The sequence below is a fragment of the Sphingomonas sp. HITSZ_GF genome (assembly GCF_029543155.1).
Classification (GTDB): domain Bacteria; phylum Pseudomonadota; class Alphaproteobacteria; order Sphingomonadales; family Sphingomonadaceae; genus Sphingomonas.
On sequence record NZ_JARQXA010000008.1, the window covers coordinates 1 to 19,479 of the forward strand.

Below are 19,479 nucleotides of genomic sequence, written 5' to 3' on the forward strand. Positions count from 1 at the left end.
AGAAGGGACTGGCGCGCAGGTTAGGGTAGAGTCCCTGTTCCCACGCGGTTCCCCGGCGAACGCCGGGGCCCAGGGTTTCTCTGCCGAATCGCTTGTGACCCTGGGCCCCGGCTTTCGCCGGGGAACAGAGAATGGCGGCGGATAGGCCGACAAAGCCCTACCGCTCGCCTACCCCACCCGCTACACGCCTCCCCGTCCCTGACATCATCGTGCGGCCGCGTCCCCGCCGTCTCGGACCCGCGGCCCGTCCAAAGGCCGAACGGTCAGCCCGGGCGTGGAAGGAATATCATGCGCGTCGTTTCCGGCATTCAGACCACCGGCAATCTCCACCTCGGCAACTACCTTGGGGCGATCAAGAACTGGGTGGCGATGCAGGACCAGGGAGAATGCCTGTTCTTCCTCGCCGATCTCCATGCGCTGACGGGGAATATCTCGCCGCAGGAACTCGCCAATTCCACCATCGAGATGGCCGCGACACTGCTGGCGTCGGGCATCGACGATCGCGCGATCCTGTTCAACCAGGCGCGCGTGCCCGCGCATGCCGAGCTGTGCTGGATCCTCAACGGCACTGCGCGCATGGGCTGGCTGAACCGCATGACCCAGTGGAAGGACAAGGCGGGCAAGAACCGCGAGGGCGCCAGCGTCGGCCTGTTCACCTACCCGGTGCTCCAGGCGGCCGACGTGCTCGTCTATAAGGCCACGCACGTGCCCGTCGGCGAGGACCAGAAGCAGCATCTCGAGCTGGCGCGCGACATCGCTACCAAGTTCAACACTGATTTCGACGTCGAGCTGTTCCCGCTGCCCGAGCCGTTCATCTCCAAGGCGGCGCCGCGGATCATGTCCTTGCGCGACGGCAGCGCCAAGATGAGCAAGTCCGATCCCTCGGATCTGTCGCGCGTCAACCTCTCGGACGACGACGACACGATCGCGCAGAAGTTCCGCAAGGCGAAGACCGATCCCGAGCCGCTGCCCGATTCGTTCGAGGCGCTGGCCGAGCGCCCCGAGGCGAAGAACTTGGTGACGATCTTCGCCGCCCTGTCGGACCGCGATCCGCAGGCGGTGGTCGCCGAGTTCGCCGGCCAGGGCTTCGGCGCGTTCAAGCCCGCGCTGGCGGATCTCGCCATCTCGGTGCTCGCGCCGATCCGCACGCGTCTGACCCAGCTGATGGACGATCGCGCGGCCGTGGGCGCGCAGCTCGCCAGGGGCGCCGAGCGTGCCAACGCCCTCGCCGCGCCGACCCTGCTCGCCGCGCAAAAGGCCGTCGGCCTGCAGGTCTAGAAAAGGTCCTCCCCCGGAGGGGGAGGGGGACCAGCGAAGCTGGTGGAGGGGGCTTGCCGCGCGCGATATCGCCTGCGGCGTGCCCTCTCCACCACCGCCGATCGGCGGCGGTCCCCCTCTCCCTCCGGGAGAGGATTTGGAACCCTTAAGGGCACCATCGGGTTTCTATGGGCGGAGAGTGCCCATGCGTAGCCTGATCCCCGTGCTGCTCCTCGGGAGCGCAGTTGCAGCCTGTAGCGGTGGTGGAGGCTCTTCCGGCGGTGGCGGTGGCACCGTCGTCACGCCAACGCCGACGCCCGCCCCCGGATCGACGCCCACCCCTTTGCCCACAACAACTCCCACGCCCACGCCGGCGAGCACCGAGCCCGCCACGGGTTCCGACTTCACTGCCGGCATCGCCGCGCTCTATTCCACCCAGGCCGATATCACTGCCTGCCAGGCCGGCGTGCTCAAGCCCGAGGTCGGCGCCCGCGTTCTCGCCACGCTCAACGACATCCGCGCGCATCACCGCTTGCCCGCGGTCACCTATGCCAGCACCGAGGATGCGGCCGTCCAGCAATCGGCGCTGATGATGGCCGCCAACGGCCAGCTCAGCCACACGCCGCCCTCGACCTGGAACTGCTACACCGCCGCCGGCGCCACCGCGGCCGGGCAGAGCAACATCTATCTCGGGATGGGCGGCGGGCTGCGCTACACCCAGGATGCCGACATCCTGATCGGCTGGCTCACCGACACCAACAATCTGGTCGCCAACAATATCGGCCATCGCCGCTGGCTGCTCCACCCCTTCCTCTCGACCATCTCCTATGGCCGGGTGGCGGGACGCTACCAGACCTCGAACCGCACCGACGGCGCCTCGATCAAGGTGATCAACAGCAGCCAGAATACCGCAGGCCCGCTGCCCGACTATGTCGCCTATCCCTTCGAGGACTATCCGGCCCGCTATTTCGACACCAGCGCGCTGCTCAGCTTCGGGGTGATCGCCAACAAGAGCTCGAACTTCGGCGCCAACAGCGCCGTCAACTTCTCCGCCGCGACGATCAGCGTGCGGGTGCGCGGCGGCGCGGCGCTCACCGTATCGAACATATCGTTCGACAATGACGGCTATGGCCTGCCCAACAATCTGCAATGGAGCGTCGCCGGGCTGGCGGCGAACACGATCTATGACGTGACGATCAGCAACGTCACCGTCAGCGGCGCGACGCGCAGCTACAGCTATTATTTCCGGCTGGTGCCCTGAGCCGATCGGCCCGGGATATTATGTCTAGTCATAAAGGAAAAGGCCGGGGCTTGCCCCCGGCCTCTCCGCACGCCCCTTGCCGGGCATATCAGGGTGGAGGCGTGACCGATCACGTTGCCCCGCTCTCAGCTCCTCCACCCTGCCCTCCCGGGGGACGGGAGGGAACATATCCGTTGCGACCCCCAGTAACGCTTGGCCTGAGCCCTTAGCCTTCCAGCGTGCGCATCAGCGTGCGCACCGCGGTATCGATCTCCACGTCCTTGCCGCGCAGCTCCTCGATGCGCTTCACCGCATGGATCACGGTCGAGTGATCGCGGTTGCCGAACTTGCGGCCGATCTCCGGCAGCGAGCGCGTGGTCAGCCGCTTGGCGAGGTACATCGCGATCTGGCGCGGCCGGGCGATCGCCACGGCGCGGCGCTCGGAGATCAGGTCGATCTGCTTGACTTCGAAATGCGCCGAGACCGCGCGCTGGATCTCGTCGATCGTGATGCGGCGCTGCGCCGAGCGCAGCACTTCGCCAAGCACGTTGGTGGCGAAGTCGATCGTGATCACTTCGCCGTTGAGCTGCGCATAGGCGACGAGGCGGTTGAGCGCGCCTTCGAGCTCGCGGACATTGGTGGTGATCCGTGCGGCGAGCAGGTCCATCACTTCGTGCGGCATCGTCACTGCCGGCATGTCGAGCAGCTTGCGGCCGACGATCGCACGGCGCAGCTCCAGCTCGGCCGGCTTGATGTCCGCCACCAGCCCGGAAGCCAGACGCCCGGCAAGCCGCGGCTCGAAACCTTCGAGCGCCTGGGGCGCGCGGTCGGCTGCGATCACCAGGCGCTTGCCCGACGACATGAACTCGTTGACGGTGTGGAAGAATTCCTGCTGCGTCGCGTCCTTGCCGCCGATGAACTGCAGGTCGTCGATCATCAGCAGATCGACTGAGCGCAGCCGCGCCTTGAACGCGTGCGTGTCCTTGTTGCGCAGCGCCTGCACGAACTCGAACATGAAGCGCTCGGCAGTCACGTAGATCGCAGTCGCTTCGGGATTGGCTTCCAGGAAGGCATGGCCGATCGCGTGCATCAGGTGCGTCTTGCCCTGGCCCGTGCCGGCATGAAGGTAGAGCGGGCTGAACCGCGGCGCGCCGGGCTCGGCCATCGCCTTGGCGGCGTTGCACGCCACGCGATTGGTCGCGTCGATCACGAACCGCTCGAAGGTGAAACGCGGATCGAACTGCGGGCGCTCGGCCGGCGCCGCAGTGGCGGCAGCCGCCACCGGCGCCGAATCGGCCGTCGCAGCCGCCGCGCTCAGCACGCGCTTGGGCTCCTCGGCCACGGTCTCGATCGAGACGCTGCGCACCGCCGGGATCTGGCTGCGGAATTCGAGCAGCAGGCGCTCGGCATAGTGATTTTTGACCCACTGGGTCATGAAGGCCGACGGCAGGCCCAGGCGCACGATCTCGGCATCGCTGCCCTCGATCAGGACGACCGGCTTCAGCCATTGGTCGAACAGGCGCTGGCCCGCAGAGCGGCGCAGATTCGCGCGCACATGCGACCATGCCTTGGCAACCGCAGCTTCCATCCCGTCCCGCTCCAAGGCCTGAACCTGAGTCACCGTGACGCACCCCTCCTTCGCGGAAAGCTTCTGCATCCCGCGCATCAATTCGATCCGACATGAAGCCCGCCTGCACCGGACATCCCCGGTCATGGCGCAGTGGGCCGCGTTACACCCGAGTGAGCTTGCCCCCCGGACACCCGGGCAAGAATCTCGCCTGGGAGGTCTGTTTTAGGGAGCCCTTTTCGAGTCGAGCAAGGGGGTCCCATGTAAAGATTCTGAAATAGTTTTGTTGACTCGGCCTAACCCACGGAAATGCGTGGGGGTGCGGATTTAAGCATCGGAAATTCCAGCATTTCTGGAATTGTTGCAATCCAATGGCAGTGCGACTCGCGCGTTTCCGAGGGTTCCAGGATCGTAACCATGATTCGTTCCGCAAGCCCCTGGCGGACACGACAAAAACCCCGCGGAACCGGTGTCCCGCGGGGCATTGTTACGGAAAAGTTACGGTTATGCCAGCGCTTCGACGCGCTTGTTCAGACGCGCGAACTTGCGCGAGGCCGTGTTCTTGTGGAGCACGCCCTTGGCAACGCCGCGCGCCATCTCCGGCTGCGCAGCGGCGAGCGCGGCAGCAGCCGCGGCCTTGTCGCCAGCCTCGAGGGCCGACTCGACCTTCTTCACGAAGGTGCGGATACGGCTCACGCGGGTGCCGTTGATCTCCGCACGGCGCGCATTGCGCCGGATACGCTTCTTCGCTTGCGGCGTATTCGCCATTCCGTCTCGTTCCTAGCTCGAAATGTTTAGGGCGCGGGGAACATGCCTCCACGCCCGGAAAGACGGGCCCCTTAGCGCCACAGACGATTCGGGTCAACCGCCAGAGAACACGATATGGCATTTGGAGACGTTCGTGCCGTCGTCCGAGCCCATCGGCCCGCCCGGCTCGATCGAATCGAGCACCAGCCTGCCGTCGATCCATTTCGCGGTGCCGCGCTGGAGGACTTTGCCCTCCCTGCCGTGCAGGAGCTCGAACCTGCCGCTTGCGGCATCCCATCGATAATAGCCGCTCCCGCTCACCTTCGTCTCGAACATGTCGTCGGGCCGGGTCCAAGTGTAATAGCCATCGGCGGTGAAGGCCATCTCCGACACCTCGGCACCCAGGCAGCCCGACTGTTCCCGCTTGCCGAAGGTGCCCGACAGCACCTGCGCGTCGCGGGCGATCACTATCAGCCGCCCGTGCGCTTCCCCGTTTTCGCCCTGCGCCCAGAAGTGGATCTCCGCGCCCGGCACCGCATCCGCCGCAATCCGCAGCTGCCGCCGCGCGCTGCCCTTTTCGCGCACCAGCTTCACGCCCGCGCCCTCGACCTTCCAATCGTCGAGGCATTTGGAGGGCATTTCCTCAGGGGGCATGCCATGGCCGGCAACGCGCATCGGCACGAGCGTCACCGTCTCGCCTTGCCGCGCCACTCTCGGCGCATAGCTGATCGCGAAGCCGAGCCCGCGGCATGCCTCGTCGCGCGGAGTCGGGGGCACCGGCACTCCCTGCGCCAGCAACATGAACAGTGAAAGCATGTCCCCTCCCTATTTCTGGCAGGCGGGGCACCAGAAGGTGGACCGCCCCGAATCGACCCGCCGCTCGACGAGCCCGCCACAGCCGCAGGGCTCGCCTTCCCTACCGTACACCCGCCACTCCTTGGCGAAATAGCCGAGTTCGCCGTCCGGCCGCGCATAGTCGCGAATCGTCGAGCCGCCGGCGGCGATCGCGCTTTCCAGGACCGCGCGAATCGCTGCGACCAGCTTCTCCAGCTTCGCCTTCGAGATCGATCCGCCTTCGCGGGTCGGCGCGATGCGCGCGATGTAGAGCGCCTCGCACACATAGATGTTGCCCAGCCCCGCGACGGTGCGCTGGTCGAGCAGCAGCGCCTTCACCGGCGCGATCCGGTCCTTGAAGACGCGCGCCAGATGCGCCGCGTTGAAATCCGGCCCCAGCGGCTCGGGGCCCAGCGCGACGAAAGGCGCCCAGGTGGCGATCTCCGCAGTCGGCACCAGGTCCACCGATCCGAATCGCCGCGGGTCGTTGAGCGCGAGCCGGTGATGCTGCGTCTCCAGCACCATATGATCATGCTTGCCGATCTCCGCGGGATCGATCCGCCAGCGCCCCGACATGCCGAGATGGAAGATCAGCGTGTCCCCCCGATTCGTCTCGATCAGCCCATATTTGGCGCGGCGGCCCATGCCGGTGACGATCGCCCCGGTCAGCCGCTGGCCCAGCCCTTCGGGAAAGGGCCGGCGAAGATCGCCGCGGTGCAGGGTCACGCGCTGGATCGTCTCGCCCTTGAGCACGGGCTCCAGCCCGCGCACGGTCGTCTCTACTTCGGGTAGTTCAGGCATGGGACGTACCTAACGCGCCAAACCCCTGTCCGTCATCCCCGCGAAGGCGGGGATCCATTCAACCTGCACTGCCAATGGATCCCCGCCTTCGCGGGGATGACGAGTTAAAGGCGATGACGCGCGAGGAAACCGCCGCTAGAGCCGCTGACATGACCGACACCGTCTCCTTCGGCTACGAAGACGTGGCCCCCGAGGAAAAGACCCGCCGCGTCGGCGAGGTCTTCTCCAGCGTCGCCGCCAAATACGACCTGATGAACGACGCCATGTCGGGCGGGCTCCACCGGCTGTGGAAGGACAAGTTCGTCCGCCGCGTGAAGCCGCGCGCAGGCGAGCACATTCTCGACATGGCGGGCGGCACCGGCGACATCGCCTTCCGCATGGTGAAGTCAGGCGCGTCCATCACGGTCGCTGACATCAATCCCGAGATGCTCGCCGTCGGCATCGAGCGCGCCGCCGAGCGCGGGATCGCCAGCGGGCGCGAGCCCGACACCGGGAGCCTGGTGTGGAGCGAGGCCAATGCCGAGACGCTGCAATGGCCCGACAAGTTCTTCGACGCCTATACGATCGCCTTCGGTATCCGGAACGTGACCGACATCCCCAAGGCGCTCCGCGAGGCGCACCGCGTGCTCAAGCGCGGCGGACGGCTGTTCGTGCTCGAATTCTCGACCACCGAGTGGCCGGGCTTCTCCGAAGTCTATGACGCCTATTCCCACAAGCTGGTCCCCAAGCTCGGCCAGATGTTGGCAGGCGACGCGGAGAGCTATCGCTACCTGATCGAATCGATCCGCCGCTTCCCGAAGATGCCCGAGTTCGAGGCGATGATCCGCGAGGCCGGCTTCACCCAGACCAAGGTCGAGCCGCTGCTCGGCGGGCTGGTCGCGATCCATTCGGGCTGGAAGATTTGAGGCCAGTGCCCTTCACCGATTTCCGTCATCCCGGCGAAAGCCGGGATCTCATGCGGCGGCGCGAACGGCTTGTGGCCCGAGATCCCGGCTTTCGCCGGGATGACGGTTTCCTCGCATGACCGCCCCCGCCGTCCATCTCTGGCGCCTGCTCAAATGGGGCCGCATCCTGGCGCGCCACGGCGCCCTGCGCGGCATCGAGCAGGATCCGCACACGCCTCGCCCGGTTCGCCGCGTGGCGCGCATCGCCCGTTTCGGCGCGCGCGTGCCCAAGGTGCCGCATTATGCCGACGCCTTCCAGGCGATCGGCCCCGCCGCGATCAAGCTCGGCCAGACGCTCGCCACCCGCCCCGATCTGGTCGGCGACGAGGCCGCGCACGATCTGCTGCGCCTGCAGGACGCACTGCCGCCTTTGCCTTTCCCGGTGATCCGCCAGCGGATCGAGGGCAGCTTCGGCCGCCCGCTCGAGACCTTCTTCGACGAGTTCGACGAGCATCCCGTCGGCGCCGCCTCGATCGCGCAGGTCCACCGCGCAGTGACCACCGATGGCCGCCAGGTCGCGGTCAAGGTGCTGCGCCCCGGCATCGAGACCGAGTTCGCCAAGGCGATCGACACCTATGAATGGGCCGCCGCCCAGGTCGAGAGCATGGGCGGCGAGGCCTCGCGCCTGCGCCCGCGCCTCGTCATCGAGACGTTCAAGCGCTGGACCGCGCGCGAGCTCGATCTGCGCCGCGAAGCCGCCTCCGCCTCGGAACTCGCCGAGGGCATGCAGGCCGAGCCGGATTTCATGGTCCCGCAGATCGACTGGCAGCGCACCACCGGCAAGGTGATGACGCTCGAATGGATCGACGGCATCAAGCTCTCGCACCGCGATCGGCTGATCGAAGCCGGGCATGACACGCGCTTGCTCGCCAGCCGGCTGATCAAGGCGTTCCTGCGCCAGGCGATCGCCGAGGGCTTCTTCCATGCCGACATGCATCAGGGGAACCTGTTCGCGCTCCCCGATGGCCGCATCGCCGCGATCGACTTCGGCATCATGGGCCGGATCGACCGGCGCGCCCGCGTCTGGCTCGCCGAGATCCTCTACGGGCTGATCACCGGCAACTACAAGCGCGTCGCCGAAATCCATTTCGAGGCCGGCTATGTCCCGCCGCACCACAATGTCGCCGAGTTCGCCACCGCCCTGCGCGCGGTCGGCGAGCCGATGCGGGGCCTTGCGGTCAAGGACATGTCGATGGGCGCGATGCTCGACGGCCTGTTCTCGATTACCCGCGACTTCGACATGCAGACCCAGCCCCACCTCCTTCTGCTCCAGAAGACGATGGTGATGGTCGAGGGCGTCGCGCGCACGCTCGATCCCGACATCAACCTGTGGGACGTCTCGGCGCCGTTCGTGCGGGAATGGATTCGAACTGAACTGGGGCCGGAGGCCAAGATCGCCGATAGGATCGTCGAGGACATCCGCACCCTCGCCCGCCTGCCCGATCTGATCCGCAACATCGAGCTGCGCTTCCCGGCACCGGGCGGCGCCCCGCCGGCGCCGCCGCTCAAGGAGATCGAGCGGATCCGCGTGGTCGGCGGCTGGCGCTATGCGGCGGTGGCGGTGATCTCGGGCGCGGTCGGCGCCGCGGCGATGATGTACCTGCTCTCGTGAAGCCCCGCGCGATCCAGTGGCTGGCCGAGCCGACGCGCTTCGCCGCGCTCGGCCGCGGCCGCGCCCGGATCGCGCTCGGCATCCTCGGCCTGTTCCTGCTGCTCTCGCTCACCGCGCTGATCGCCGCCGGCCCGCCGCCGGTGAGCGGCGACCCCGCCAAGCGCGCCGACGACCAGAGCGACGTCGTCCTCTACGAGAATATCGTCGCCGGCGTCGCGCATGGCCAGGGCTATTACCAGGTTGCCGCCGATTCGCTGCGCGCCGGCAACTATCCGCTGCGCCCCTTCATCTGCTTCCGCCTGCCCGGACTCGCGATGGTCGAGGCGCACCTGCCCAAGCCGGTGACGCTGGGCCTGCTCTACGCGCTTGTCTTTGCGGTCTTCGCGGTCTGGGGCATGAAGCTGCGCGCCGGCATGACCCGCTGGCCGCCCGTGGCGATCGGCCTCACCTTGCTCGCCGGCGGGCTGATGGCCTTCGTCCAGCCGGACCTCTGGGCGTTCCACGAAATCTGGGCGGGCCTGCTCGTCGCGCTGTCGCTCGGCATCCGCAAGCAAGGCCGCTGGGTCGAGGCAGTAGCGATCGGCCTGCTCGCCATGCTGATCCGCGAGACCGCCGCGCTGTTCGCCCTCGTCATGCTCGCCGCCGCCTGGCTCGAGGGTCAGAAGCGCGAAGCGATCGGCTGGGGCGTCGCGCTTGCCTGCCTGGCGGTCGCGCTCGGCTTCCACTTCCACGCGGTCAGCCAGGTCACCAGCGCCGCGGACCCGACCTCGCCGGGCTGGAGCGGCCTCGGCGGCTACGGCTTCTTCGCCAAGACGCTCGTCCTCTCCACCGCGCTCCAGCTTTTCCCGATGGCGATCGGCGTGCTGCTCGCCACGCTCGCCTTGTTCGGCTGGATCGGCTGGAAGGACCAGGCCGCCGCGCGCGTCGCCGGCACGCTCGCCGCCTTCGGCGTGGTGATCGCGCTCTTCGCCCGGCCCGATACCTTCTACTGGGCGCTGATGATCGCTCCGCTCTCGCTGATCGGCCTCGCCTTCGTCCACGACGCGCTGCGCGACCTGTTCCGCCAGGCGCTCGACAGGCGTAGGATCACCGTGACAAAGGTCACTCGATGAAGAAGATCCTCCTGATCGTCGGCGGCGGCATCGCGGCGTACAAGGCGTGCGAGCTGATCCGCCTGTGCCGCAAGGCCGGGATCGAGGTGAAGTGCGTGCTCACCGCCGGCGGCCAGCATTTCGTCACCCCGATGACGCTCGCGGCCCTGTCCGAGAACCAGGTCTATACCAACCTGTTCGACCTCAAGGACGAGGCCGAGATGGGCCATATCCAGCTCAGCCGCGAAGCCGACCTGGTCGTTATCGCCCCGGCCACCGCCGATCTGATGGCGAAGATGGCCGCCGGCATCGCCGACGACCTTGCCACCACGCTCCTCCTCGCCACCGACAAGCCGGTGCTCGCCGCGCCGGCGATGAACGTCCGCATGTGGCAGCACGCCGCCACCCGCCGCAACGTCGCGACGCTGCGCGGCGACGGCGTGACCGTACTCGAGCCCGATGAGGGCCCGATGGCCTGCGGCGAATATGGCCCCGGCCGCCTGCCCGAGCCCGAGGCGATCCTCGCGGCGATCCAGCGCCACTTCGGTGCTGCGGGCAAGCTCACGGGCAAGCACATCCTCGTCACCGCCGGCCCCACGCATGAGCCGATCGACCCGGTGCGCTACATCGCCAATCGCTCCTCGGGGAAGCAGGGCTATGCCATTGCCGGTGCGCTCGCCGCGCTGGGGGCGAAGGTCACGCTGGTCTCCGGCCCCGTCGCTCTCGCCACCCCGCCCGGCGTCACGCGCGTCGACGTCGAGACCGCGCAGGACATGGCCAATGCCGTCGCCCAGGCGCTGCCCGCCGACGCCGCGGTGATGGTCGCGGCGGTGGGCGACTGGCATGCCGAGCGGGCGGAGCAGAAGCTCAAGAAGCAGGCCGGAACCCCGCCGACGCTCCACCTCTCCGAGAACCCCGACATCCTCGCGATGCTCGCCGCCAGCCCGCGCCGGCCGGGCCTCGTCGTGGGCTTCGCCGCCGAAACCGAGCAGGTGATCGATCACGCCACCGCGAAAAGGACTCGCAAGGGCGCAGACTGGATTGTCGCCAACGATGTTTCGGGCGATGTGATGGGCGGTGAAGCCAATGCCGTTCATCTCGTCACCGCCGAAGGTGTCGAAAGCTGGGAACGCCTGCCCAAGGACGAAGTCGCCCGCCGGCTCGCGGATCGTATCGCCGATGCGCTCTAGCCTCGCGCTGCTGCTGGGCGGCGCCCTCGCGGCCTGCACGCCTGCGACCGGCCCGGGCACGCCCGCGGGCACGCCGGGCGTCGGCCTCTACACCCAGAGCTTCGGCAACACGCCGGCGAAGCAGGTCCGCACGCTGATCGTCGTGCTGCACGGCGATGCGCCGACGACCAAGCCCGATTATCACTATGCCTTCGCCCGCAGCGCGGCTGAGGCGGTCCCGCAGAGCATCGCCGTCGCGCTGCTCCGCCCCGGCTACGAGGACCCGCAGGGCCATCGCTCGCCCGGCGAGCGCGGCCAGACCACGGGCGACAACTACACGGCCGACCGCATCGCCGCGGTCGCCGAGACGATCCGCCATCTCCAGCGTCGCTACGGCCAGGCCCGCACCGTGCTGGTCGGCCATTCGGGCGGCGCCGCGATCGCCGCCGATCTCGCCGCGACGCATCCGGGGCTGGTCGACGGCATCGTCCTCGTTTCCTGCCCCTGCGCGCTGCCCGAGTGGCGCAAGCACATGAAGACCGTGTCGCCCACGCCCTTGTGGGACGCGCCGGTCGCCAGCCTCGATCCGGTCAAGCTCGTCGGCGGAATGCCGCCCGGCCTGCGCGCCGCGGTGCTCGTCGGCGCCGAGGACAAGACCACGCCGCTGCGCTTCTCGCGCCTCTATGCCGAGGCGCTGTCGCTGCGCGGGATCGCCACCGACTACCGTATCATCCCCGGCAAGGATCATGAGCTGCTCGGCGATCCCGAAGTGATCTCCGCGCTCCAGCGCCTTGCCGCCGCCCTGCCAGGAAAACCTTGATGCTCGCACCGATCCGCATTGCCCTTCAGCGCCTGCCGCATGGGGAGGGCCTGCCGCTCCCCGCCTATGCGACTGCGGGTGCCGCCGGCATGGACGTCGTCGCGGCCGAGGAGCTGGTGCTCGCCCCCGGCGCCCGCCACGCGGTGGCCACCGGCTTCGCGATGGCGATCCCCGTCGGCTACGAGGTCCAGGTGCGTCCGCGCTCGGGCCTGGCGCTCAAGCACGGCATCACCTGCCTCAACACCCCCGGCACGATCGACAGCGACTATCGCGGCGAAGTGAAGGTGATCCTCGCCAATCTCGGCGACGCACCCTTCCCGATCGCCCGCGGCGACCGGATCGCCCAGCTGGTGCCGGCACCGGTGCAGCATGCGACGCTCGACGAAGTCGCCTCGCTCGACGAGACCGCACGGGGCAGCGGGGGCTTCGGCTCGACCGGCAGATGAGCAACCTGCTCCTCCTTGCCGCGGCGCTGCAGACGGCGCCGATCGACTGGGACGCGCTGCCGCCCCTGCCCTGGCGTGCGCCTCCGATCGTCACTGCCGAGATGCAGGTCTTCGTGAAGCGCGAGGTGCGCCTGCGCAAATGCGCCACCGCCAAGCCCGGCGAGATTGCCGTCGCCGTCGCGGTGCTGCTCGACGAGAGCGGCAATATCCGCACCTCGGTGCCGCGCGCGATCGCCTGCCCCTCGGTCGAGCAATATGCCGCGGCGCTGGTGCCCGGCCTGGCGCGCGGCAACCTGCTCCCGCGCCCCGGCGCGACCGAGCAATGGTATCGCACCACGCTGACCTTCACCTGGACGCCATGACCCTCTCCGATGCGGAGCTGGAACGCTACGCCCGCCATATCGTGCTGCGCGAGATCGGCGGCGGCGGCCAGATGCGGCTGAAGAACGCCAGCGTGCTCGTCATCGGCGCCGGCGGCATCGGCGCGCCCGCGATCCAGTATCTCGCGGCTGCCGGCTTCGGGCGCCTGTCGATTGTCGATGACGACCGCGTCGACCTCTCCAATCTTCAGCGCCAGACGCTGTTCGGCACCGACGATGTCGGCCGGTCCAAGGTCAATGTCGCGGCCCGGCGGGTACGGGCGATCAATCCGCATATCGAAGTTCTGGCCTGGCAACATCGGATCGACCCGGGCAATATCGACGACCATGTCCGCGGCGCGGAAGTCGTGATCGACGGCAGCGACAACTTTGCCACCCGCCTCGCCGTCGCCGATGCCTGCCAGCGCCATCACCGCCCCCTCGTCTCCGCCGCGGTCTCCGAATTCGAAGGCCAGCTCGGCGTGTTCCGGGGCTGGGAGGCGGACAAGCCCTGCTATCGCTGCTTCGTCGGCGGCGATCCCGAGCGCCCCGGCATCAGCTGCGCCGAGCAGGGCGTGCTCGGCGCACTCACCGGGGTGATGGGCAGCCTCGCCGCGCTCGAGGCGATCCGCGCCATTGTGCCCTTCGGCGAGGATCCCGCGGGCAAGCTCCTGCTGGTCGACGCCCTCGCCTTCCGCTTCCGCACGCTGACCCTGCCCAAGGACCCCGGCTGCCCGAGCTGTAGCCACTAATCGTCATCCCGGCGAAAGTCGGGATCTCGTGCGGCTCCTGCCCCGCGCCATCTCCTGAGATCCCGGCTTTCGCCGGGATGACGATCCAGAGAGAAACTGGACTTCGCCTCCGGCTTGAGGCACCTGCCCTGCCATGACGCGCGTCCTGGTCACCGGTTCGGCCGGATTCATCGGCTTCCACACCGCGAGCAAGCTGCTCCAGCGCGGCGCGACGGTGCTGGGGGTGGACAATTTCAGCCCCTATTACGACCCGGCGCTCAAGGAAGCGCGCAACGACATCCTGTCGAACCACCCGAACTTCAAGGTCGCGCGCGTCTCGATCGACGATATGGCAAGCTTCGGTGCGCAATGGGCCGAATTCCAGCCCGACGTGGTGATCCACCTCGCCGCCCAGGCCGGCGTGCGCCATTCGATCGACAGCCCCGAATCCTATGTCTCAGCCAATCTGATCGGCACCTTCCACGTGCTCGAGCTGGCCCGCCGCCACGCCACGAGGCACCTGCTCGTGGCCTCGACCAGCTCGGTCTATGGCGCGAACACCGACATGCCGTTCACCGAGACGCAGCGCACCGCCACCCCCTTGAGCTTCTACGCCGCCACCAAGGGCGCCACCGAGCTGATGGGCCACAGCTACGCGCATCTGTTCAAGACGCCGATGACCTTCTTCCGCTTCTTCACCGTCTATGGCCCCTGGGGCCGGCCGGACATGGCGCTGTTCAAGTTCACCAAGGCGACGCTCGCGGGCGAACCGATCGACGTTTATAACAATGGCAACATGGTCCGCGACTTCACCTATGTCGACGACCTTGCCGAATCGATCGTGCGGCTGACCGAGGCCGTGCCGGGCGACACCCCGGTGGAGGGCGACAGCCTTTCGCCCGTCGCGCCCTTCCGCGTCGTCAACATCGGCGCCGGGCACCAGACCCAGCTGATGGACTATATCGGCGAGATCGAGCGCGCGCTGGGCAAGACCGCGATCAAGAACTTCCTGCCGATGCAGCAGGGTGACGTGCCTGCCACCGAGGCCTCGCACGCCCTGCTCAAGGCGCTGACCGGCTATGCGCCCTCCACTCCGCCCAGCGAAGGCGTGCCCGCCTTCATCGATTGGTATCTGGCGCATTATCGAAACTGAAACCCCTGTTCGGGCATGAAGGCGCGAGAGCGTACTTCACTGGGGTTCCTATGAGCATCGAATGGCCCGCGCATGGTTTGAAGCTGCAGGCGCGGATCGAAAGCGGCACTGCGATCATCGGCGTGATCGGCATGGGCTATGTCGGCCTGCCGCTCGCGGTGGCCTTTGGCGAAGCCGGCTGCCCGGTCCTCGCCTTCGACGTCGACCAGGCCAAGATCGACGCGCTCGACGCCGGTGAGAGCTATATCAAGCATATCGACGGCGCCCGCATCGCGCCGCTGGTGCAGAACGAGAAGCTGCGGGCCACTGCCGACCTCGCCCGGTTGGGCGAGGCCGATGTCGTGCTGATCTGCGTCCCCACGCCGCTCACCCGCCATCTCGAGCCCGACCTGAAATATGTCGAGCTGACCACCCAGGCGATCGCCAAGACGCTGCGCCGCGGCCAGCTCGTCATCCTCGAATCGACTACCTATCCGGGCACCACCCGCGAAGTGATGCAGCCGATCCTCGAAGCGGCGGGGCTGATCGCCGGCAAGGACTTCTTCCTCGCCTATTCGCCCGAGCGCGAGGACCCGGGCAACCCGACCTTCTCGACCACCAAGATCCCGAAGGTCGTCGGCGCCGACGACACCGTCTCGGCCGATCTGGCACTGAGCGTCTATCGCCACATCGTGCCCCAGGCGATCCAGGTCTCGTCCGCCGCAACGGCAGAGGCGGTCAAGATCACCGAGAACGTCTTCCGCGCGGTCAACATCGCGCTGGTCAACGAGCTCAAGCTCATCTTCACCGCGATGGACATCGATGTGTGGGAAGTGATCGACGCGGCCAAGTCCAAGCCGTTCGGCTTCATGCCCTTCTATCCGGGCCCGGGCCTGGGCGGGCACTGCATCCCGATCGACCCCTTCTACCTCACCTGGAAGGCGCGCGAGTACAACCAGCACACCAAGTTCATCGAGCTAGCCGGCCAGATCAACGCCGACATGCCGCAGCATGTCGTCCGCGTCCTAGCAGACACGATGGACGCGCGCTTCGGCCGCGGCCTGCGCGGCGCGCGCATCCTGGTGCTCGGCGTCGCCTACAAGAAGAATGTCGAGGATATCCGCGAGAGCCCGTCGCTCCGCCTGATGGAGATGATCGAGGCGCGCGGCGCCACTGCCGACTTCTTCGATCCGCACGTCGCCCAGATCGACAATACCCGCGAGCACCCGACGCTGAACTTCCGCAACGGCGTAGCGTGGGACGAAACCGAGATCGCAAAGTACGACGCGGTGCTGATCGCCACCGATCACGATGCCGTCGACTATGCGGCGCTCGCCGCCTCGGCGAAGCTGATCGTCGACACGCGCAACGCCTGCGCCCGCGCCGGCGTGCATGCGGAGAATGTGGTCCGGGCCTGAGCCCGGCCGCCTTCCAACGCAGCATGGCGCCTGATAAATAGCGGGCCATGCCGGGGCCGAACAACATCGATCCATATGCAGTGCTCGGCCTCAGCCCCAAGGCCGACGATGTCGTGATTCGCGCCGCCTGGAAGGCGCTGATGCGCAAATATCATCCCGATGCGAGCACTGCCCCGGATGCCGCCGAGCAGGCGGCCAGGATCAACGCTGCGTTCAAGCTGCTGATCACGCCCGAGGCCCGCGCCGCCTATGATCGCAGCCGCAACCCGCCGCCCAGCGCGCCGGTGCCGCGCCCCCGGCCGGCCACGGCCTGGAAAGCGGCGGCGCCCCGCACGGGCTTCGCGGCGAAGACGGCCAAATGGCGGCTCCGGCGTCGCCGGCGCGACCTCGCCATCGCCGCCTTCGTGGTCACGCTGGCCGGCGGACTGGCCTTCTATGTCGCGCGCAACGATCTCCCCTTCCCCGCGCCCGTGCAGCGCCTCGTCGACGGCATCATCACCAATCCCACCGTCGCGCAGGCGCGCGACAATGCCCGCCGCCTGCTCGGGCTCGACGCGCCGATCGTCGCGGCGACGACATCGGGCACGCCTGCCGGCAGGAACGGCCCTCCGCCCGACATCGACGAAGCAGCAATCACCGCAACGGTGGAGCAGTTCGCGGCGCTGGCCGCGCAGGACAGCGCCGCGGCAGTCGTCGAGGGGCGGAAATGCGCCGGTGCGCAGCAAGCCTCGGGCTGGGCGGCGCTGGATGGCTGCACCGCGATCGACATCGCCGGGCTGGCCTCCGCCAAGGGCATGTTCACGGCGCCCGATCCCGGCGCGGCCTATTTCGAGCAGGCCGCGCTGACCCTGCCCGAACGCTATGCTTCGGTCTCCTCCGACGCGGCGCTTGTCGCGGCCCGCATCGATCGGATCCGCGCGCTCGTCCTCGCGACGATGCTCGACAAGTTCGAGGCGCGCGTCGGCGAGCAACCACCTTCGGCGCGTCTTCCGACAGGAGAATGACCGGGTAGCCCGGCCGCTCAGCCGAAGCTTTCGCTCAGCGCGACGACTTCGAAATCATAGCGTTCCCAGCCGCGCTGCCTCGCCGCATCCGCGGTCGCGGCCTTCTTGCCCTCGGCTTCGCGCAGCGACTTGGCGTGGCCCCAGAACACTTCGGTACGCCCGCCGCCCAGATGCGCGACGATCCGCCAGTAATGGGTGAAGGGCGCGGAGGTCGGCCCGATCGTCTTCACATAGCCGTCGGGCATGGTCGCGGTGAGGTAGCGCTTCTTCTTCGCCATGCGCCGCTCCTAGCCGATCGCCGCGCCCCCTTGGAAGCGCCCCCTCCCAATCCCCACATAGCGGAGCGAAAGGGAGATTCCCCATGACCGACTATCGCAAGACCGAATCCGCCCTCGCCGCGCTGTCGCCCGAGGAATATCGGGTCACCCAGCAGAACGGCACCGAGCGCCCCGGCACCGGCAAATACCTCAACAACAAGGACGCCGGCATCTATGTCGACATCGTCTCGGGCGAGCCGCTGTTCGCCTCGACCGACAAATATGAATCCGGCTGCGGCTGGCCCAGCTTCACCCGGCCGATCGAGCCCGCTAATGTCGCCGAGCTGGGCGATGCCAGCCACGGCATGATCCGCACCGAAGTCCGCTCGGCCGGCGGCGACAGCCATCTCGGCCACGTCTTCGACGACGGGCCGCTGGATCGCGGCGGGCTGCGCTACTGCATCAACTCCGCCTCGCTGCGCTTCGTGCCGCGCGCGCAGATGGAGGCCGAAGGCTATGGCGCCTATCTGGACCAGGTCCGCGAACCGGCCTGAGCTTGCAATGTAGGATTTCGCCTGCTGTCATCGTGCGGCGGCCTCGCGCCGCCGCTCTTTGACAGGTCGGAACCTCGATTTTATTTCCGCACAAGCGCGAACTTCGTGAAGTTTGGAGCCTATCCGGGACGGCGGCTCGCCATGAAATCGCGAATCGCCGGGGCGATGTCCTCGCGCTCCAGCGCCACCGCGATGTTCGCCTGGATGAAGCCGGCCTTGTCGCCGCAGTCATAGCGCGTGCCGGCGAAGGTGACGCCGTGGAACTGCTGGTCGCCGATCATCTGCGCCATCGCGTCGGTCAGCTGGATCTCGCCGCCCGCGCCCTTGCCCTGCTTCTCGAGCACCCGCATCACTTCGGGCTGCAGGATATAGCGGCCGATCACCGACAGGTTCGACGGCGCCGTGCCCGCTGCAGGCTTCTCGACCAGCCCCTTCACCTCGGTCAGCGCGCCGTCCTGCGCGCCCGGCGTGATGATGCCGTAGCGATGCGTCTGGTCGTCGGGCACCACTTCGGCGCAGATCAGGTTGCCGCCGACCTTGTTATAGGCATCGACCATCTGCTTCAGGCAGCCCGGCTTGCCGAGCATGAAGTCGTCGGCGAGCAGCACCGCGAAGGGCTCGTCGCCCACGATGTCACGGGCGCACCACACGGCATGGCCCAGGCCCATCGGCTCCTGCTGGCGGACATAGGCCACGGCGCCGGGCTTCAGGCGGGTCGCGTCGAGGATGTCGAGCGACTTGCCGCGGGCCGACATCGTGGTCTCGAGCTCATAGGCGATGTCGAAATGGTCCTCGATCGCGCTCTTGCCGCGGCCGGTTACGAAGATCATCTGCTCGATGCCGGCCTCCAGCGCCTCGTCCACGGCGTACTGGATCAGCGGGCGGTCGACGACGGGAAGCATTTCCTTCGGCATCGCCTTGGTTGCCGGCAGAAAACGAGTACCCAGGCCGCCCACGGGGAACACGGCCTTTCGCAACGGCTTGATGGTCATAACCCGAATTGATCTCCGAAATACTCGCGCGCTGCTACCCGCCATTGCGGCGCCGCGCAATCGGTATAGCGTGCGCGGAGAGCGGCGATTGCGGCGAAGACAGCCTCGTATTGCACTGCAACATATGCGATGTCGCGGGCATGCCGATTGCTGTGCTGCGCCTGTCCTTTGCCCTGATGGCCCTTGTTGTGACCTTCCTCGCGCTGACTCCGGGGCCAATGGGGCAGGTCGTCGAATCCGGGCCCGCGCGACACTTGCTTGCCTTTGCCGCCCTGCCCGTGCTGAGCAGCCTCGCCTGGCCGCAGGTGAAGCCGATCTGGCAGTTCCTCGCCTTCGCCCTTTTCGGCGCCGCGATCGAGATCGCCCAGCTGCTGATGAACGTCGGCCGCCTCGCCGAATGGGATGACTGGGCAAACGACCTGATCGCCACGGCGGTCGCGCTGATGCTGGTCGCCGCAGGCCGCACCTGGCTCGAGCGCCAGGCACGGTTAGAGGCGCGTTAAG

21 protein-coding genes are annotated in these 19,479 nt (G+C 67.8%); 15 read left to right on the forward strand and 6 right to left on the reverse strand.

What is annotated here, in order from left to right:
• The first annotated feature begins 288 nt into the window (after nt 1–288).
• Nucleotides 289–1,278, forward strand: coding sequence for a tryptophan--tRNA ligase (gene trpS / locus P6144_RS18875; RefSeq protein WP_277769372.1), 990 nt, complete (start codon nt 289–291; stop codon nt 1,276–1,278).
• A gap of 184 nt (nt 1,279–1,462) precedes the next feature.
• Nucleotides 1,463–2,518, forward strand: a complete 1,056-nt coding sequence (locus tag P6144_RS18880; protein ID WP_277769373.1) for a CAP domain-containing protein — start codon at nt 1,463–1,465, stop codon at nt 2,516–2,518.
• Between the two features lie 205 nt (nt 2,519–2,723).
• Here P6144_RS18880 and dnaA read toward each other — a convergent pair whose 3' ends face one another.
• The 4 genes from dnaA to mutM form a co-directional block, all read right to left on the reverse strand.
• Nucleotides 2,724–4,085, reverse strand: coding sequence for a chromosomal replication initiator protein DnaA (gene dnaA, locus P6144_RS18885; RefSeq protein WP_277769374.1), 1,362 nt, complete (start codon nt 4,083–4,085; stop codon nt 2,724–2,726).
• Between the two features lie 483 nt (nt 4,086–4,568).
• Complete coding sequence (gene rpsT, locus P6144_RS18890; RefSeq protein WP_086128864.1) at nt 4,569–4,832, reverse strand: 30S ribosomal protein S20; 264 nt, start codon at nt 4,830–4,832, stop codon at nt 4,569–4,571.
• Nucleotides 4,833–4,925: 93 nt separating this feature from the next.
• Entirely contained in the window at nt 4,926–5,627 is a 702-nt protein-coding gene (locus P6144_RS18895; RefSeq protein ID WP_277769375.1) for a hypothetical protein, read from the reverse strand.
• A gap of 9 nt (nt 5,628–5,636) precedes the next feature.
• Nucleotides 5,637–6,446 carry a bifunctional DNA-formamidopyrimidine glycosylase/DNA-(apurinic or apyrimidinic site) lyase gene (mutM, locus tag P6144_RS18900; protein ID WP_277769376.1) on the reverse strand — a complete coding sequence of 270 codons (810 nt, stop codon included), beginning with the start codon at nt 6,444–6,446 and terminating at the stop codon, nt 5,637–5,639.
• A 149-nt stretch (nt 6,447–6,595) separates the two neighbouring features.
• On the opposite strand from mutM, the gene P6144_RS18905 reads away from it, so the two are divergent.
• The 11 genes from P6144_RS18905 (at nt 6,596) to P6144_RS18955 (ending at nt 17,172) form a co-directional block, all read left to right on the forward strand.
• Entirely contained in the window at nt 6,596–7,351 is a 756-nt protein-coding gene (locus P6144_RS18905; protein ID WP_277769377.1) for a class I SAM-dependent methyltransferase, read from the forward strand.
• A 115-nt stretch (nt 7,352–7,466) separates the two neighbouring features.
• Nucleotides 7,467–9,002, forward strand: coding sequence for a 2-polyprenylphenol 6-hydroxylase (gene ubiB, locus P6144_RS18910; protein WP_277769378.1), 1,536 nt, complete (start codon nt 7,467–7,469; stop codon nt 9,000–9,002).
• Nucleotides 8,999–10,114, forward strand: coding sequence for a hypothetical protein (locus P6144_RS18915; RefSeq protein WP_277769379.1), 1,116 nt, complete (start codon nt 8,999–9,001; stop codon nt 10,112–10,114). Before ubiB ends, P6144_RS18915 begins: the two co-directional genes overlap by 4 nt.
• A complete protein-coding gene (coaBC, locus tag P6144_RS18920) occupies nt 10,111–11,283 on the forward strand; it encodes a bifunctional phosphopantothenoylcysteine decarboxylase/phosphopantothenate--cysteine ligase CoaBC (protein WP_277769380.1) in 1,173 nt (390 codons plus the stop codon). The genes P6144_RS18915 and coaBC overlap by 4 nt, the downstream gene beginning before the upstream one ends.
• Nucleotides 11,273–12,082: an alpha/beta fold hydrolase gene (locus P6144_RS18925; protein WP_277769381.1), complete on the forward strand. Its 810-nt coding sequence runs from the start codon at nt 11,273–11,275 to the stop codon at nt 12,080–12,082. The genes coaBC and P6144_RS18925 overlap by 11 nt, the downstream gene beginning before the upstream one ends.
• The gene (gene dut / locus P6144_RS18930; protein WP_277769382.1) at nt 12,082–12,528 is read left to right on the forward strand and encodes a dUTP diphosphatase; all 447 of its coding nucleotides are present in this window, start codon (nt 12,082–12,084) and stop codon (nt 12,526–12,528) included. The genes P6144_RS18925 and dut overlap by 1 nt, the downstream gene beginning before the upstream one ends.
• Nucleotides 12,525–12,890: a hypothetical protein gene (locus P6144_RS18935; RefSeq protein WP_277769383.1), complete on the forward strand. Its 366-nt coding sequence runs from the start codon at nt 12,525–12,527 to the stop codon at nt 12,888–12,890. Before dut ends, P6144_RS18935 begins: the two co-directional genes overlap by 4 nt.
• Nucleotides 12,887–13,639 (forward strand): molybdopterin-synthase adenylyltransferase MoeB, encoded by a 753-nt coding sequence (gene moeB, locus P6144_RS18940; RefSeq protein WP_277769384.1) that lies wholly within the window; start codon nt 12,887–12,889, stop codon nt 13,637–13,639. The genes P6144_RS18935 and moeB overlap by 4 nt, the downstream gene beginning before the upstream one ends.
• A gap of 133 nt (nt 13,640–13,772) precedes the next feature.
• Entirely contained in the window at nt 13,773–14,771 is a 999-nt protein-coding gene (locus P6144_RS18945; protein ID WP_277769385.1) for an NAD-dependent epimerase/dehydratase family protein, read from the forward strand.
• A 50-nt stretch (nt 14,772–14,821) separates the two neighbouring features.
• A complete protein-coding gene (locus tag P6144_RS18950) occupies nt 14,822–16,168 on the forward strand; it encodes a nucleotide sugar dehydrogenase (protein ID WP_277769386.1) in 1,347 nt (448 codons plus the stop codon).
• Between the two features lie 47 nt (nt 16,169–16,215).
• A complete protein-coding gene (locus P6144_RS18955; RefSeq protein ID WP_277769387.1) occupies nt 16,216–17,172 on the forward strand; it encodes a J domain-containing protein in 957 nt (318 codons plus the stop codon).
• Between the two features lie 17 nt (nt 17,173–17,189).
• On the opposite strand, the gene P6144_RS18960 is transcribed toward P6144_RS18955, so the two are convergent.
• The gene (locus P6144_RS18960; RefSeq protein ID WP_277769388.1) at nt 17,190–17,450 is read right to left on the reverse strand and encodes a hypothetical protein; all 261 of its coding nucleotides are present in this window, start codon (nt 17,448–17,450) and stop codon (nt 17,190–17,192) included.
• A gap of 83 nt (nt 17,451–17,533) precedes the next feature.
• On the opposite strand from P6144_RS18960, the gene msrB reads away from it, so the two are divergent.
• Nucleotides 17,534–17,983 carry a peptide-methionine (R)-S-oxide reductase MsrB gene (msrB, locus tag P6144_RS18965; protein WP_277769389.1) on the forward strand — a complete coding sequence of 150 codons (450 nt, stop codon included), beginning with the start codon at nt 17,534–17,536 and terminating at the stop codon, nt 17,981–17,983.
• A gap of 119 nt (nt 17,984–18,102) precedes the next feature.
• Here msrB and galU read toward each other — a convergent pair whose 3' ends face one another.
• The gene (gene galU / locus P6144_RS18970) at nt 18,103–18,975 is read right to left on the reverse strand and encodes a UTP--glucose-1-phosphate uridylyltransferase GalU (RefSeq protein ID WP_277769390.1); all 873 of its coding nucleotides are present in this window, start codon (nt 18,973–18,975) and stop codon (nt 18,103–18,105) included.
• Nucleotides 18,976–19,151: 176 nt separating this feature from the next.
• Between galU and P6144_RS18975 the strand changes: the two genes are divergently transcribed.
• A complete protein-coding gene (locus tag P6144_RS18975) occupies nt 19,152–19,478 on the forward strand; it encodes a hypothetical protein (protein WP_277769391.1) in 327 nt (108 codons plus the stop codon).
• The last annotated feature ends 1 nt before the right edge of the window (nt 19,479 follow it).